Raw genomic sequence first — 14055 nt, 5'->3', positions numbered from 1 at the left:
GTATCGTATAATATTACTTTTAGAAAAGCTATAAACCCCAAGCTAAGAACTATTGTTCTGGCGACTAAGAGTATTATTATGAAAAAAGAACTTATCCAAGACGCAGAGTTGGTTAGCAACTACATTAAAGGTGACGAGAATGCATTAGCAATGCTAATACAGAGGCACAAACAGAAAATTTACAGTTTTATTTATTCTAAAGTATATGATAGAGACATCACAGAGGATGTATTCCAAGATACTTTTATTAAGGTTATTAGAACATTGAAAAGAGGTAAGTATAATGAAGAAGGTAAATTTTTACCTTGGGTAATGCGTATAGCGCATAACCTAGTTATAGATCATTTTAGAAAAAATAGCCGTATGCCTAAATTTGATAATACAGGCGAGTTTAGTATATTTTCAGTATTAAGTGATTCTAGCCTTAATGCAGAAAAAAGCATGATTAAAGATCAAGTAGAATCTGATGTAAGACGCATTATTGAAGAGCTGCCAGAAGATCAAAAGCAAGTGTTACTAATGCGTATGTACCAAGATATGAGCTTTAAAGAAATTTCGGAACGTACGGGAGTAAGTATAAATACGGCATTAGGAAGAATGCGTTATGCGCTAATTAACATGCGTAAAGTAATTGAACAAAACAACATTGTTTTAACAAATTAATACAATAAAGTGTTTTAAGTTGCGTTTTCCGTATATAATAACTTCTAAATTATTAAAATGGAAAAAATTTACTCTAACGCTTCCCCAAAAAATGATAACCTAAAACCAAAAGATGAAACTATAAGTTTCCTGTTGAATTATTCAAAGGCTTTAAGTGTTATAAATTATAATAAATTGAAGTTTGAAGCACTTCTAAATTGATAAAAAATCCTGATGTAAAAGCATCAGGATTTTTTTTCGAATAATAGTTCCTCATAATTATGAGTTGTTATATATTCTTGTTTTAATTTTTTTAGATATTGAATTATCTTAGGTTTGTTGGGATAATTTTCAGACAAGCAATTTTTTATGTTGTCATCGTAAACCGTAAGAATCAAATACCAGTGACCTTCTCTTAAAACATGTGATTTGGAAAAGAGAGGGTCATTGCCGTTTTGTTCACGTTTGGCATCAACAACAATTAATGGCAAATTAAGTGCCTTGTCTTCTATTTCAGTTTCTGAATAAGACAAATAATAATTGTTCCCGTCTAGATTAAATTCAACTTGACTATCTACGTTTAGACCATTAAGTTGATATTTTGTGTCAATATAATTGTAAAATTCATCAGCATCTTTTGGGTCTTTAAAGATAAAAGACGTCTCGTTAGGTAGTTTACGTTTAAACTTTTTAGCCTTAACTACTTTGTAACCCTCTTTTTTAAATTTTGGAGCTATTTTATAAGGAACACAAGATGTAATTAACAATAGTATTAATACAGCAGTAACTCTAGTTTTCATAGTTAAATAGTTTCTTTATTAAATAACAAGAACTATTCCAGAACTCCTTATTTTTTCTTTTTATAGTAATCATCCAAAACAGATTTTCTACCTATGGTTTTGGTGATAATATCCTTGTCTAAATTCCATCCACGAGCTGGTGAGTACTCACGTCCATACCAGATAATTTGAAGATGCAAATCGTTCCAAAGCTCCTTTGGAAACAAACGCTTGGCATCTTTTTCGGTTTGTACAACGTTTTTACCGTTGGTTAAATTCCAACGATACATTAAACGATGAATATGCGTATCTACAGGAAATGCAGGAATCCCAAAAGCTTGAGATAGAACGACTGCAGCAGTCTTATGGCCTACAGCAGGGAGCTCTTCCAAATCCTTATATGTTTTAGGAACTTGGCCATTGTGTTTATCTATTAAAATATGAGATAATCCATGTATGCCTTTACTTTTCATTGGAGATAATCCAACAGGCTTTATAATTTCTCTAATCTCTTCAATACTCATCTTAATCATATCATAAGGGTTATCGGCACGCGCAAATAATAACGGTGTAATTTGATTGACTCGGACATCGGTACTTTGTGCCGACATTAGCACTGCAATTAATAAAGTATATGGGTCTTTATGTTCTAAGGGTATAGGAATTGTTGGATACAATTCTCTTAATGAATTAATTATAAATTGTACTTTATCGAGTTTTTTCATCTTATTAAAATTAAAATAGTAAATTTACAACATTAGATAAGTAACTACTTTACATTTTCCCCTAAAACAAAATGAATTGTAAATAATTTTAACTATTAAATAGCTATACTTGATTAATAGCAGAGTATAATATTAATATTAATAGAAATTCTATTAGACTAACCAATTAGAATTAAATGAAATTAGCTTATGTAACGAATTCCATTAATGGAACAAGTGGTCTTGAACGCATGGTTAGTATACAAACTAACTATTTCTTAGAATATTTTGATTATGAAATTGATTTGATTTTATTAGATCAAAATGAAGATAACTCTGACGGATTTTACCCAATTAATAGTAATATAAATAGATACTACCTAAACTTAAAAAGTAAAGGATGTAAAAATTTATATCAAAAAGCCAAGGGGTTAAACCAAATATTGAATAAAATTGAACCAGATATTGTTGTCGTATGCGATAATGATATTTTCAGTTTATATATTCCTATCTTCATTAATTCTCGATACAAAACTGTATATCAAAGGCATAATGCAAATACTATAAATCTTGATAGAAGAAGAAATACTATTAAAATAAAATTTCTCAATACTATAAAGAAAATTTTAATTAAATATGCAGGTAAAGGATATGATAGGTTTGTTCTCCTTTCAAATTCACATAAGAATGATTGGAAGAGACTAAATAATATAGAGGTTATAGGAAATCCGACTACTATTGATACCAAAGGTCAAAGAGCTATTTTAAAAGAAAAGACTGTGTTGGCAGTAGGGAGGCATGACCCTGTTAAGGGATTTGACATGCTTTTGTTGGCTTGGGCTAAAGTCTTAGATAAAAACCCTGATTGGACTCTAAATATTGTTGGTAAAAAAACTCATGGAATTGATCTAAAAAAAATAGCTAAGGATTTAGGTATATTGAATAAAGTCATTTTTAAAGAATATACTAACGATGTCTCGAAGTTATACTTAGAGTCTTCAATATTAGTTTGTAGTTCAATATTAGAAGGGCTTCCTTTAGTAATAATAGAAGCTATGTCTTTTGGCTTACCAGTGGTATCTTTCGACTGTAATTATGGACCACGTGATTTAATTACTGATTCAGAAGATGGTATAATTGTTCCTCAAAATAACATAGATAAGCTCTCAGAATCATTAAATTATTTAATCGATAATGAAGATATTAGATTTAGATATGGCCAAAATGCACAGAATAATATTCAAAGGTACTCTATGGAAAATATAATGTCTAAATGGAAACATTTATTCGAAGAATTAATGAAAGAATAGATTAATTTCTTTAATTGCTTAAATCTAATTGTATCTTTACTTAAAACAAAGATTTTTCAAAATGACGCATTTAAAGGTAGGCGATAAAGCACCAAATTTCACATCAGAAGATCAAGACGGTAAAACAATTACGTTAGAAGATTATAAAGGAAAAAAGTTAGTAATCTTCTTTTATCCAAAAGCCAGCACTCCAGGTTGTACAGCGGAAGCTTGTAATTTAAATGATAATTATGATCGTTTTAAATCTAATGGTTATGATATTTTAGGTGTTAGTGCAGATAGCGCGAAGCGTCAAGCTAATTTTAAAAATAAGTACGGATTTCAATATCCGTTATTGGCAGATGAGGACAAATCTGTAATTGAAGCTTTTGGTGTATGGGGACCTAAGAAATTTATGGGAAAAGAATATGATGGTATCCATAGAACAACATTTGTTATAGATGAAAATGGTATTTTAGAAGACGTTATTTTAAAAGTAAAGACAAAAGCACATACGGATCAAATTTTAATTGATTAGCAACTATATGTTATAAAAAAAGCGACCAAATGGTCGCTTTTTTATTTGTATTAAGATTTAGTTTTTATGCATGACCTCTTCTGCCTCACATCCAAATAAACATTTTTCTTTTATTAAGCGTGCAACACCTTCTGGTAACATGGCTTCCCATCCATCATCACCATTTGCAATCATTTTTAGTACAGTTCTGGAGAAAACAGATAAGTTAGACGCATCAAAATCTGTTATATCTACAACCTTTCCGTTGTATTTAAAGAACTTGTAAAGTTCTTTCATACGTGGGTGAACTTTCAAATTCTCACTATTAGTGAGGCTTCCGTCTTTATTTTGCATTGGATATAAATAAACACGTAAGTCTTTGTAAAATAACTTTCCGAATGCTTCTAGAATACCACCACTTAAATGACGATAATATTTCTCGTCGAATATATCTACTAAATTATTTACACCCATGGCTAATCCCATGCGCGCTCTTGAGTATTGTGAGAAGTATTCAACGAGTTTATAATACTCTTGAAAGTTAGAAATTAATACCGTCTGGCCTAGAGAGCATAGTAGTTTCGCACGATCCATAAAATCTTGCTCATCAATCTTTCCTTCAGCTCTTAAATTAGATAGAGTTATTTCAAAAATAACTTGAGTTTTCTCTTTATCTACTTTATTTTCCTTTATGAACATTTCGTATGATTTCTCAAACATGTCCATATTCACCTTTGTTACTGGTCTAAAGCTACCTCTTAGCGTTAAAATGTTCTTTTTATATAATACGCGAGCAGGTAAGACATTATTACCATCTGGCGCAAACATTACGGCATCAGTCATATTGTTTTTCACCAATTGCAGACTCATAAGGCGATTATCTACATCCTTAAAGACTGGACCTGAGAAATTAATAGTGTCAATTTCTAATTGATCTTTATCTAAATGGTCATATAGATAGCGTAATAACTTACGTGGCTGATTGTATTTGTAAAAAGCACCATAAATTAAGTTTGTTCCTAATTTACCTAATGTTTCTTGTTGTAACCTGGCATCAGTTTCTTTAAAACGTATATGAAGTACAATGTCGTTATACGCTTCATCTGGTCCAACTTGATATTTAATGCCAACCCAACCATGACCCTTATATTTCTTTGCAAAATCAATAGTAGCTACAGTGTTTGCATAAGAGAAGAAAATTTTATTAGGATTATTGTCTCTTGTTATACGTTGCTCCATCAAACCAACTTCATGATTTAACATCTTTCTAAGTCTAGCTTCGGTAACATAGCGCTTATCATCTTCAATACCATAAATAGCGTCACTAAAATCTTTATCATAAGCAGACATCGCTTTAGCAATAGTACCAGATGCACCACCTGCTCTAAAAAATTGGCGCACGGTTTCTTGTCCTGCACCAATTTCGGCAAATGTGCCGTAAATATCTTTGTTAAGATTAATACGTAAGGCTTTGTCTTTTAGTGATGGAATATTTTCAAATTCCGTGTCGCCTGTATACGTTATGTCCTTCATAGAGTATGGGTTTACATCTTTGCTGTAAAGGTATCAATTTACCATGGCAAACAAAAAAATAAGCTTATTTTTGTTTTAAACTTAACACTATTGAAAGTAACTTTTTTAGGCACCGGAACTTCACAAGGAATTCCAATTATAGGAAGTAGTCATCCTGTATGTTTAAGTGATAATCCTAAAGATAAAAGGCTTAGAGTGTCCATTCTTGTAGAGTGGGATGATTATAGTTTTGTGGTGGACTGCGGACCAGATTTTAGACAGCAAATGCTACGTGCTAAAGTCTCTAAAATTGATGGAATTATTTTTACACACGAGCATGCAGACCATACTATGGGACTAGACGATATTAGACCTTTTTTCTTTAGACAAGGTGATATTGATTTATATGCACATCAGCGAGTCTTTAGGGCTTTACAAAAACGATTTGACTATATATTTACAACAAAGGCAAAATACCCTGGAGTACCAAGTGTAACTCAATATGAAGTTAAGAATCAGCCTTTTACTGCTGGAAACATAGAGGTGGTTCCAATAGATGGATTACATTATAAGCTTCAAGTTTTTGGTTATAGATTTAAAGATTTCGCTTACCTAACGGACATGAAAACTATTAATGCCTCTGAAGTTGAGAAATTACATAACTTAGATGTTTTAGTTATTAATGCCTTAAGAGAAGAACCTCATATATCTCATTTTAATCTTGAGGAGGCTCTATCATTTATAGAATTAGTTGCGCCTAAGCGTGCTTATTTAACACATATAAGTCACCATTTAGGGTTTCATGATGAAGTACAACAAAAATTACCAAACAACGTTTTTTTAGCATACGATAATTTACAAATCACCATTTAAGATATGAAGAGTAGAATTTTTATGTACTTGTTTATTTTTTCAGTTTTACTGACTATTTTTTTATATGTTAATTCAAAAAGTATACTAGATAAGTACGAGGTAGATATTAAGAAGTATAAAGTTATAATGGCTGAACAAGAAAAGGCTATTGCCACTCTAGAAGAAGAAAATTTTGATTTGAATTACTTTAATATAGATCGAAATGATAATGCTTTAGATTATTTTGTGGAGCAAGGGTATGACACGGATAAACTTATACTTGCAATTAAAGAAGGTTTATATAATATGAATAATTATGAAGGTGATGATCACCCAATTGTGCCTTTTGTTTCAATGACAGACTCTAAGATATTGATTAATAAAGTAAGAATATTAAATCATAAATGGATTGCTGCAAATTTTACGGACGGAGTGCATTGGGGAGAAATTTTCGTAACCTATGATATTGACGAAAATAATGACTTAAAATATAAATTAGTAGAATACTTCATGTATCCAAGATTTAATTAGATATATTGCTCTAACCACGTTTTAAAATCATAGAAATTTTGTGGCGCAACACCATGTCCTACAGGATATTCTTTATAAACGTGATTAATATCTAATTCCTCTAAGAACTCAGGGTTTTTTCTTGCCCAATCAACAGGTATAACTTGATCCATTGATCCGTGAGAACAAAAGAAGTTGAGATGTTCTACTTTATTGTCCTCAATAGTATGAGGTAAAATATCTTTATGGATATAACCACTTAAAGCAACAATATTTTTTACTTTGTGTGGGTAATTCAATGCTACTGCATAACTTAAAATTGTTCCTTGGCTAAATCCTAAAAGTGTAACGTTTTTTGAGTCTACATTATACGTATTACAAGCATAATCTATAAAAGCAGAAATCTTATCTACAGATTGTTTTGCTTGTATGTTGTCATTCCATTTTCCTTTTTCCGCATCAAAATTTATAGCGTACCAAGCATTTCCGTAAGGTTGCATTGGGTATGGTGCTCTTACTGAGATGATAAATAAGTCATCGGGAAGTTCAGCTGCAAAAGAAAATAAATCATTCTCGTCGCTCCCATATCCATGGCACATAATCAATAATGGTGCATTTTCTTGTAATGAAGATGGTCGAGTGATATAATGTAAATCATTCATTTTTACTGCCCTATAGATTTAAATACATTTTGAAAAACACGACCAACTATAGGTATAATATTCAATTTACCAGTAATGGCTCCATAAATTCCATATAAATAAAGGACCGAAAAAAATATCCAAAACGACATACTAACCATCATACTGTCTAAACTACTTACAACATAACCAATCATAATGTATAAAAGGCCTAAACCTAAGGCTTGTCTAATATGAAATGAAGTGAAAGGATTCTTTTTATCATTATTCATAAAAAAAGCTATTAAGGTTCCAAATAAAGTTAAATAGGCAACTAAACCTAGCGTTTTGCCCTCGTCCACAGTATTCTGGTTCATTATTTTAATGTGATTTTGTTATTGGCAATAACTCCATAAGTCAAACCTTTTAATTTTAATCCTAAAAAGGCACTGTTTTTAGATCTTGAAGTTATATGTGATTTGTCGAATGTATAATTAGTATCGGGATTAAATAAAGTTAAATTAGCAATTTCACCTTCGCTTAAAACAGAGCTCGAAACTTTAAACCTTTCTTTACCTTGGGTTAAAAGACCTATTGTTTTCTTTGTTGTAAAAATAGTTTGAAGTGCTCCAAATGCTGATTCCAGGCCTATAGTTCCGTATTTAGCATAATCGAATTCTATTTTCTTATCTTCTATGTCAATTGGATTATGGTCTGTTGTAACCATATCAATAGTACCATCTTTTAAACCTTCTATTAATGCATCACAGTCTTTTTGCGTTCTAAGTGGTGGTAATACTTTAAATCTTGTATCAAAACCTTCTAAATTAGTATCTGTAAGGATTAAATTATGAATAGCTACGCTACAAGTAACATTTAGTTTATTTGCTTTTGCATCTCTAATAAGTTCTACAGACTTTGCTGTAGATATTGTTGGTATGTGTAATTTGCCTTTTGTATAATTTAACAGAAACAAATCTCTTGCAACTTGCAGCGCTTCTGCCAGAGCAGGATTACCTTTAAGACCTAACCTTGTGCTATTTATATGCTCATTAACAACACCAGCACCAGAAATCTTAGATTCTTGTGGAAATGAGCAAACCAAGCCATCAAAACTACTTACATATTGCATCGCAATTTTCATAAGATTAGGATTAGAGATTGGTTTTTGGTAATCGTAGAATGCCACAGCACCTGCATTGGTCATATCAAACAATTCGCCTAATTCTATCCCATCGCTGAGTTTTGTTAAAGCTCCAATAGGGTATAAGCTAGTCGCACAATTTTGAGCTTTAGATTTTACAAATGTAATATCTGCGTAGCTATCAATTACTGGATTTGAATTAGGGTTTAGAGCTACAGCTGTAAAACCAGATTGGGCAGCAGTCATTAAACCATTACTGATAGTTTCACGTTCTTCATATCCAGGTTCACCAAAAGAAACACTGCTATCAAACCAACCTTGTGATATATGAAGATTGTCTAATTTTATTTCTTTGTAATTGTTTGAGTTTGAAATGTTCTTGGAAATCTCGGCAATGCGACCTTTTTCAATTAAAATATCAACCGTTTCATTGTGAAAATCACTTTTAGAATCAACGATGGTTGCAGATTTTATGAGTGCGTTCATTTAAGATATTTTAATAATAATATTTCTATAATTAAAAATACTAGGGCAAAAATAACAAACCATTTCCATAGTGCATTAATATTTGAACTACTTTTTATATCATTAATCGTGGAGGCTAAACTGTTATTAAGTATTTCGGCATTGGTTGTTTGTAAATCGTAGTAGCTAAGCGCACTTTCTGAACGATTATAATTAAAGCTTAAATTTTGAAGGACTTGATCTTTATTTTTCACCTTAAGAATACCTGCTTTATTGGGATAACTTTCCGTTTCTAAAACGACAGATTTACTGAATGTTTTTTGTAATGGAATTACTGAAGATTCTTCAGAAGATAAGGTTAAAATGTCATCCTGTCCCAAAACAGCATTAATTGCTATTGTATTGGGTTGGCCAATTGTGTAATAAAGCTGAGACAGTTTTAAGCTCTGCTTACCAACATTATATAAAACAGGAACTATTAATGGGGAATTCTTAAAGTTAGAATTAGTAGAGTTTAATGCTGATGAAAAAGCAAATAAACCATCGATACCAGTTAAAAATGTACTACCATCTTCATAAGATAATACACTATTAGATTTTGAAGCAAATCGAAATGAAGTCTCGACTTTTGGGTACTGAAAATTAGATACTTTAGAGTAAAATGCATTAGCCAATAATGGATGATTATAGTTAATAGATGTAATGCGTTTATCGGTAGTGTTCTTAGAAGTTAATGGCGAAATTTTAAAATCTTTAAATAATTGATTATATGTATTTAAGGATAATTTACTTGACGGTATTATTAAAACATAACCTCCGTTGTTTTTAAAAGCCTTTAATGCTTCTTGTAGTGCTGTAGAAATAATATCAATTTCATTTAAAATTATTAAATTTTGATCTGGTATTAAATTAAAATTTAGTGCATCAAATGTGTAAGACTTATACTCAAATTCGTCTTCTGTATAGATGCGTTTTAAAAAACCATCATTCGTATTTTGATTAATGCTTAATACCTTAATTTTAGGTTTTGAGTTAATATTAAAGTAGAAAGTATTGTCATATTGTAAACCAGAATCTTCAATAATTAATTTACCATTAACAACTAAATTATTGGTAATTGTAAACGTGGTTTCTGATTTTTCGTTAATATCCACCGCGCTTTTTGCTAAAAGTTCATCATTATTAAATAATGAAATCGTTACATTTTCAATTGCGGCACCTTCATTTGTTAAATTAACAACTAAATCAATGGTTTCGGCTGTAATATTAGAGGCATATAAGCTATCGATACTGACGTTGGAAACCAAGGAGGATTTCGGTTGCACCAATTTAAGCTTTAAAGTACTATCGTTTTCAAAAACTAAAGGTCCATTTTTTTGCTGAAAATCAGAGGCTAAAACTAAGTTTTTTGTAGAATTATTTTCTTGTAAAAATAGTTGTTTGCCTTTAAGGTAAGCCGCATCATAGCTGAGTTGTGTTGTTGAAAATGGCAACTGAATTAATTCATTTCTAAGCGCTTTTAACGTTGTGTTTCTAAACGTTTTATCATTGGTAAATAGGCTTAATGACGCATCCTCAGGAAGCGTTCCAATTATATCCTGAATAGATTCATTTAAGAGCGAGCCATTTTTCCCAGTTGCCTCCATACTGTATGAATTATCGAGATAAATTACAGTCTCTTGTGTTTCATTAAAATCGTCTGTATGAGGTATAAATGGCTGTGCAAATGCTACAATAATAGAAGCTAATAACAACATTCGAGACAAGAGTGTTAGCCATTTTTTTAATTGAGAACTTTTACGCGTTTGTAATTTTACTTTTTTTAAAAATTTAACGTTAGTAAACTGTACTTTCTGAAATTTTCGTAGTTGAAATAGGTGAATAAGAATAGGAATAAAAAGTAAAAATAAAGCGTAAAGTAATTCTGGATTTTTAAACTGCATTCCTGTAGTGTAGGATTATTATTTAGTCAAATATAGAAAATGAATAACGATAACAGTATTTCGGTTTTGAGAAATTTAACAGAAAAAGAAATAATCGGTTATAGATTTCATATAATGTGTATTAAAGTACTGTCTTATATCTTCTTGTTCTTCTGCGTTTGCAACAGTAACAATACTTTGAGGTTCCTTTAGCTCTGCTAGGTAATCAAAACTATAAAGTTCTTGGTCATATATATGTTTCCCAATTTTTTTTATGTTGTCGCAAATCCAAAAGAAGGGAACGTTTTGTTCTAATAATAATTTAGCAACAGTTTTTCCTTTTTTTCCTGCACCCCAAACAGTTAAGGGACGATTGACATCATGGTCTAGTTCTAAAAAATAATGAACTTTAATGTCTAAAAAGTAGTTAATGGCATAATGCTCGTGAGTTCTAGATGTTCTTGTACTATAATCCCTCCAATGCAATAAGACTTTGTCGCAAGGAATACATTTATAATTTGCTCTATAATAACGAAACGTGAGATCATAGTCCTCTGGATAACGGCTTGGATTAAAGCCTCCGCAGGCAATAAAATCGTCTCTGTGCAACATCCAACAAGGTGAAGGGATTACACACTCTTTATAAATTTCAGAATAATTAGTTCCTGTAGCTGTGAGTTTATTTATCCAACGCTCATATCTTGCATAGCCGTCACTCACACCGTCTGCTCTAAAGTATTTAACTTGTCCGACAGCAACATGATTTTTACCATGCGTTATTAAGTTATTAAGAAGTACTTCGTTGCGATTATTAGCCATAATATCATCACTATCCATCCTAGTAATGTAACTACCTTTAGACGCATCAAAACCCGTTCTTAGAGCTTCAATTATGCCATGTCCATTATTTTTATAGAGCTTTATTCTATCGTCTTGCTCGGCATAAGATTGAACAATGTCCAAGGACGAATCTGTAGAACTATCATCTACAAATATAGCTTCCCAATTAGTATAGGATTGATTCCTTATAGAAGAAATACATTCAGCAATAAAGGCTTCGGTATTCTTAAATGGAATTAAAATGCTTATTATTGCTTGAGACATAGCACGAATTTAACAAAACATTTAGATTTTAAGTGGTAACAGGTTGTAGTTTTGTGCGTCAAAGAAAAAATTAAAACTTTTAACATGAAAAATTACATTGCCATCCTTGGTTTAAGTTTAATCATAGTAGGTTGCGGATCTGCTAAACCAAAAGTAGATGATTCTGCAGCAAACAATCCAATTGAAACATCATTAGATCTTACAGCAGTCGTAGATGATAAAGTACCTGTTGTTATTAATCCTGGTCGTTTTACAACAGAAACTGTAACATATAGATTACCAAGAGTTGTACAAGGTACGTATTCTGTAAGTGATTTCGGGAAATATATAGATGATATAAAAGCTTTAGATTACGACGGCAATGAGCTAACTATCAATAATGTAGATACCAATACATGGACCATTGCAGATGCTACAAAATTAGATAAAATCACATATTATGTAAACGATACTTTCGATATTGAAACGAATGGAGGTATTGGAGGTGAGCAGCCGTTTTCGCCTGCTGGTACTAATATTGAAGAAGACAACTACGTATTAAATTTACATGGTTTTATTGGGTATTTCGATTCACTAAAGAATAATCAATATGCGCTAGATGTAACTGCACCAGCAACATTCATTAGAACTTCTGCATTAGAAGATAAAGGAATGAAATCGAGCCCAGATGGCAAGTCGATTACAAGTAGCTATTTTGCACAACGTTATTTTGATATTACAGATAACCCAATGATGTATGGTAAGTTAGATGTTGAAGAGTTTATGGTTGGTGATATTAAAATTGTACTAAGCGTATATTCGCCGAACAAAGTACATACTGCAGCTAGCCAAAAAGAGACAGTATTTAAAATGATGCAAGCTCAGAAAGAATATTTAGGAGACGTAAATAGTACAGCACGATACGATATATACTTATACCTATCTGATGGAACTGATACAGCGCCAAAAGGAATGGGAGCTTTAGAACATCATACATCTACAGTAGTCGTATTACCTGAGTCTTCTAGTAAAGAAGGTTTAGCTTCTTCTATTGTTGATGTTGTTGCACATGAATTTTTTCATATTGTAACTCCACTTTCAGTACACTCTGAAGATGTACATTATTTCGATTATAACAAGCCTACATTTTCTAAACACCTTTGGATGTATGAAGGGGTAACAGAATACTTTGCTCAGCACTTTCAGGTGTATGAAGGTTTGGTAGAGCCAAACACATTTTATAATACTGTAATGCAAAAAATTGCACGATCTAAGAATATGGATGATGCTATGAGCTTTACTATTATGAGTGAAAATGTATTAGATGAGCCTTATGCTTCTAACTACTTTAACGTGTATATGAAAGGTGCATTAATCGGTATGTGTATCGATATTTTAATGCGAAACGAAAGTGATGGCAACAGAAGTATGTTATCATTAATGAAAGAGCTTTCTGCAAAGTACGGACAAGAAAAACCATTTGTAGATGACGATATTATTGCAGAAATTACAGCAATGACTTATCCTAGTATTGGCGAATTTTTAACCACACATGTAGAAGGTGATGTGCCAATTAATTATAATGAGTTTTTTAAAATGGCTGGTTTAACTTTAGGACAAACTGAAGTAGAAACTAATTATATTTTTGCTGGTGGACAAAACATCATTTTTGATGCAGACCAAGAAAAAGGTTTGATTAAGTTTTCACCAATGGCATTAAAGAATTCGTTTTGGGCGTCTCAAGGCGTACAAGCTGATGATATTATCAAAAAAGTGAATGGTGCAGATTTAACATTACAAAATGCCCAACAAGTAATTGGTGGTATGTTCTCATGGCAAGCAGGCCAAGAGTATAGCTTAGACATTGAAAGAAATGGAGAAGCTAAAGTTTTAAAAGGAACATTAGAAAAAGCAACTGCTACTAGCGAATCTTTAGTAGAAGATGAAAATGCTACGGATGCGCAAAAAGCGTTAAGAGCTGCTTGGTTAAAAGGATAGTCTGTAAGACATAAGAAT

At 31.6% G+C, this 14055-nt stretch carries 15 protein-coding genes; 7 read left to right on the top strand and 8 right to left on the bottom strand.

All coding sequences use genetic code 11. The features are described 5' to 3' along the window. Positions 1-78: 78 nt before the first annotated feature. The gene (locus tag ACFWU4_RS13665; protein WP_411128819.1) at positions 79-663 is read left to right on the top strand and encodes an RNA polymerase sigma factor; all 585 of its coding nucleotides are present in this window, start codon (positions 79-81) and stop codon (positions 661-663) included. Between the two features lie 57 nt (positions 664-720). Then, positions 721-864, top strand: coding sequence for a hypothetical protein (locus ACFWU4_RS13660; protein ID WP_411128817.1), 144 nt, complete (start codon positions 721-723; stop codon positions 862-864). Between the two features lie 23 nt (positions 865-887). Here the strand turns inward: ACFWU4_RS13660 and ACFWU4_RS13655 are convergent, their stop codons facing one another. Together ACFWU4_RS13655 and ACFWU4_RS13650 are read right to left on the bottom strand one after the other, a co-directional pair. Further along, positions 888-1442 carry a hypothetical protein gene (locus tag ACFWU4_RS13655; protein WP_411128815.1) on the bottom strand — a complete coding sequence of 185 codons (555 nt, stop codon included), beginning with the start codon at positions 1440-1442 and terminating at the stop codon, positions 888-890. A gap of 47 nt (positions 1443-1489) precedes the next feature. Continuing rightward, positions 1490-2146, bottom strand: coding sequence for an endonuclease III domain-containing protein (locus ACFWU4_RS13650; protein WP_411128813.1), 657 nt, complete (start codon positions 2144-2146; stop codon positions 1490-1492). Positions 2147-2322: 176 nt separating this feature from the next. Here ACFWU4_RS13650 and ACFWU4_RS13645 point away from each other — a divergent pair, with 176 nt between their 5' ends. Together ACFWU4_RS13645 and bcp are read left to right on the top strand one after the other, a co-directional pair. Then, positions 2323-3435, top strand: a complete 1113-nt coding sequence (locus ACFWU4_RS13645; RefSeq protein ID WP_411128811.1) for a glycosyltransferase family 4 protein — start codon at positions 2323-2325, stop codon at positions 3433-3435. A 61-nt stretch (positions 3436-3496) separates the two neighbouring features. Further along, positions 3497-3952, top strand: a complete 456-nt coding sequence (gene bcp / locus ACFWU4_RS13640; RefSeq protein ID WP_411128809.1) for a thioredoxin-dependent thiol peroxidase — start codon at positions 3497-3499, stop codon at positions 3950-3952. 57 nt (positions 3953-4009) lie between these two features. Here the strand turns inward: bcp and ACFWU4_RS13635 are convergent, their stop codons facing one another. Next, positions 4010-5464 carry a TonB-dependent receptor gene (locus ACFWU4_RS13635; RefSeq protein ID WP_411128808.1) on the bottom strand — a complete coding sequence of 485 codons (1455 nt, stop codon included), beginning with the start codon at positions 5462-5464 and terminating at the stop codon, positions 4010-4012. 90 nt (positions 5465-5554) lie between these two features. Between ACFWU4_RS13635 and ACFWU4_RS13630 the strand changes: the two genes are divergently transcribed. Further along, positions 5555-6316 carry an MBL fold metallo-hydrolase gene (locus ACFWU4_RS13630; RefSeq protein WP_411128806.1) on the top strand — a complete coding sequence of 254 codons (762 nt, stop codon included), beginning with the start codon at positions 5555-5557 and terminating at the stop codon, positions 6314-6316. A 3-nt stretch (positions 6317-6319) separates the two neighbouring features. Beyond that, positions 6320-6826: a hydrolase gene (locus ACFWU4_RS13625; RefSeq protein WP_411128804.1), complete on the top strand. Its 507-nt coding sequence runs from the start codon at positions 6320-6322 to the stop codon at positions 6824-6826. Here the strand turns inward: ACFWU4_RS13625 and ACFWU4_RS13620 are convergent. The 5 genes from ACFWU4_RS13620 to ACFWU4_RS13600 form a co-directional block, all read right to left on the bottom strand. Beyond that, positions 6823-7467 carry an alpha/beta hydrolase gene (locus ACFWU4_RS13620; RefSeq protein ID WP_411128802.1) on the bottom strand — a complete coding sequence of 215 codons (645 nt, stop codon included), beginning with the start codon at positions 7465-7467 and terminating at the stop codon, positions 6823-6825. The two genes, ACFWU4_RS13625 and ACFWU4_RS13620, sit on opposite strands and share 4 nt — an antisense overlap. 2 nt (positions 7468-7469) lie before the next feature. Further along, positions 7470-7802 carry a hypothetical protein gene (locus tag ACFWU4_RS13615; RefSeq protein ID WP_411128800.1) on the bottom strand — a complete coding sequence of 111 codons (333 nt, stop codon included), beginning with the start codon at positions 7800-7802 and terminating at the stop codon, positions 7470-7472. Further along, positions 7802-9055 (bottom strand): dihydroorotase, encoded by a 1254-nt coding sequence (locus ACFWU4_RS13610; protein WP_411128798.1) that lies wholly within the window; start codon positions 9053-9055, stop codon positions 7802-7804. The genes ACFWU4_RS13615 and ACFWU4_RS13610 overlap by 1 nt, the downstream gene beginning before the upstream one ends. Beyond that, a complete protein-coding gene (locus tag ACFWU4_RS13605; protein WP_411128796.1) occupies positions 9052-10977 on the bottom strand; it encodes a BatA domain-containing protein in 1926 nt (641 codons plus the stop codon). The genes ACFWU4_RS13610 and ACFWU4_RS13605 overlap by 4 nt, the downstream gene beginning before the upstream one ends. A 75-nt stretch (positions 10978-11052) precedes the next feature. Continuing rightward, complete coding sequence (locus ACFWU4_RS13600; RefSeq protein WP_411128794.1) at positions 11053-12060, bottom strand: glycosyltransferase family 2 protein; 1008 nt, start codon at positions 12058-12060, stop codon at positions 11053-11055. Positions 12061-12144: 84 nt separating this feature from the next. Between ACFWU4_RS13600 and ACFWU4_RS13595 the strand changes: the two genes are divergently transcribed. Then, the gene (locus ACFWU4_RS13595) at positions 12145-14037 is read left to right on the top strand and encodes a peptidase M61 (RefSeq protein ID WP_411128792.1); all 1893 of its coding nucleotides are present in this window, start codon (positions 12145-12147) and stop codon (positions 14035-14037) included. Positions 14038-14055 lie beyond the last annotated feature (18 nt).

It is taken from the genome of Winogradskyella sp. PE311 (assembly GCF_046545555.1).
Lineage (GTDB): Bacteria > Bacteroidota > Bacteroidia > Flavobacteriales > Flavobacteriaceae > Winogradskyella.
Note: the sequence above shows the minus strand (reverse complement) of the source record. Positions and strands in the feature narration are given on the sequence as shown.

Excerpts from the sequence above, each read along its gene's own strand:
- ACFWU4_RS13665 (WP_411128819.1), top strand. The coding sequence starts at position 79 with ATGAAAAAAGAACTTATCCAAGACGCAGAGTTGGTTAGCAACTACATT.
- ACFWU4_RS13660 (WP_411128817.1), top strand. The coding sequence starts at position 721 with ATGGAAAAAATTTACTCTAACGCTTCCCCAAAAAATGATAACCTAAAA.
- ACFWU4_RS13655 (WP_411128815.1), bottom strand. The coding sequence starts at position 1,442 with ATGAAAACTAGAGTTACTGCTGTATTAATACTATTGTTAATTACATCT.
- ACFWU4_RS13650 (WP_411128813.1), bottom strand. The coding sequence starts at position 2,146 with ATGAAAAAACTCGATAAAGTACAATTTATAATTAATTCATTAAGAGAA.
- ACFWU4_RS13645 (WP_411128811.1), top strand. The coding sequence starts at position 2,323 with ATGAAATTAGCTTATGTAACGAATTCCATTAATGGAACAAGTGGTCTT.
- bcp (WP_411128809.1), top strand. The coding sequence starts at position 3,497 with ATGACGCATTTAAAGGTAGGCGATAAAGCACCAAATTTCACATCAGAA.
- ACFWU4_RS13635 (WP_411128808.1), bottom strand. The coding sequence starts at position 5,464 with ATGAAGGACATAACGTATACAGGCGACACGGAATTTGAAAATATTCCA.
- ACFWU4_RS13625 (WP_411128804.1), top strand. The coding sequence starts at position 6,320 with ATGAAGAGTAGAATTTTTATGTACTTGTTTATTTTTTCAGTTTTACTG.
- ACFWU4_RS13620 (WP_411128802.1), bottom strand. The coding sequence starts at position 7,467 with ATGAATGATTTACATTATATCACTCGACCATCTTCATTACAAGAAAAT.
- ACFWU4_RS13615 (WP_411128800.1), bottom strand. The coding sequence starts at position 7,802 with ATGAACCAGAATACTGTGGACGAGGGCAAAACGCTAGGTTTAGTTGCC.
- ACFWU4_RS13610 (WP_411128798.1), bottom strand. The coding sequence starts at position 9,055 with ATGAACGCACTCATAAAATCTGCAACCATCGTTGATTCTAAAAGTGAT.
- ACFWU4_RS13605 (WP_411128796.1), bottom strand. The coding sequence starts at position 10,977 with ATGCAGTTTAAAAATCCAGAATTACTTTACGCTTTATTTTTACTTTTT.
- ACFWU4_RS13600 (WP_411128794.1), bottom strand. The coding sequence starts at position 12,060 with ATGTCTCAAGCAATAATAAGCATTTTAATTCCATTTAAGAATACCGAA.
- ACFWU4_RS13595 (WP_411128792.1), top strand. The coding sequence starts at position 12,145 with ATGAAAAATTACATTGCCATCCTTGGTTTAAGTTTAATCATAGTAGGT.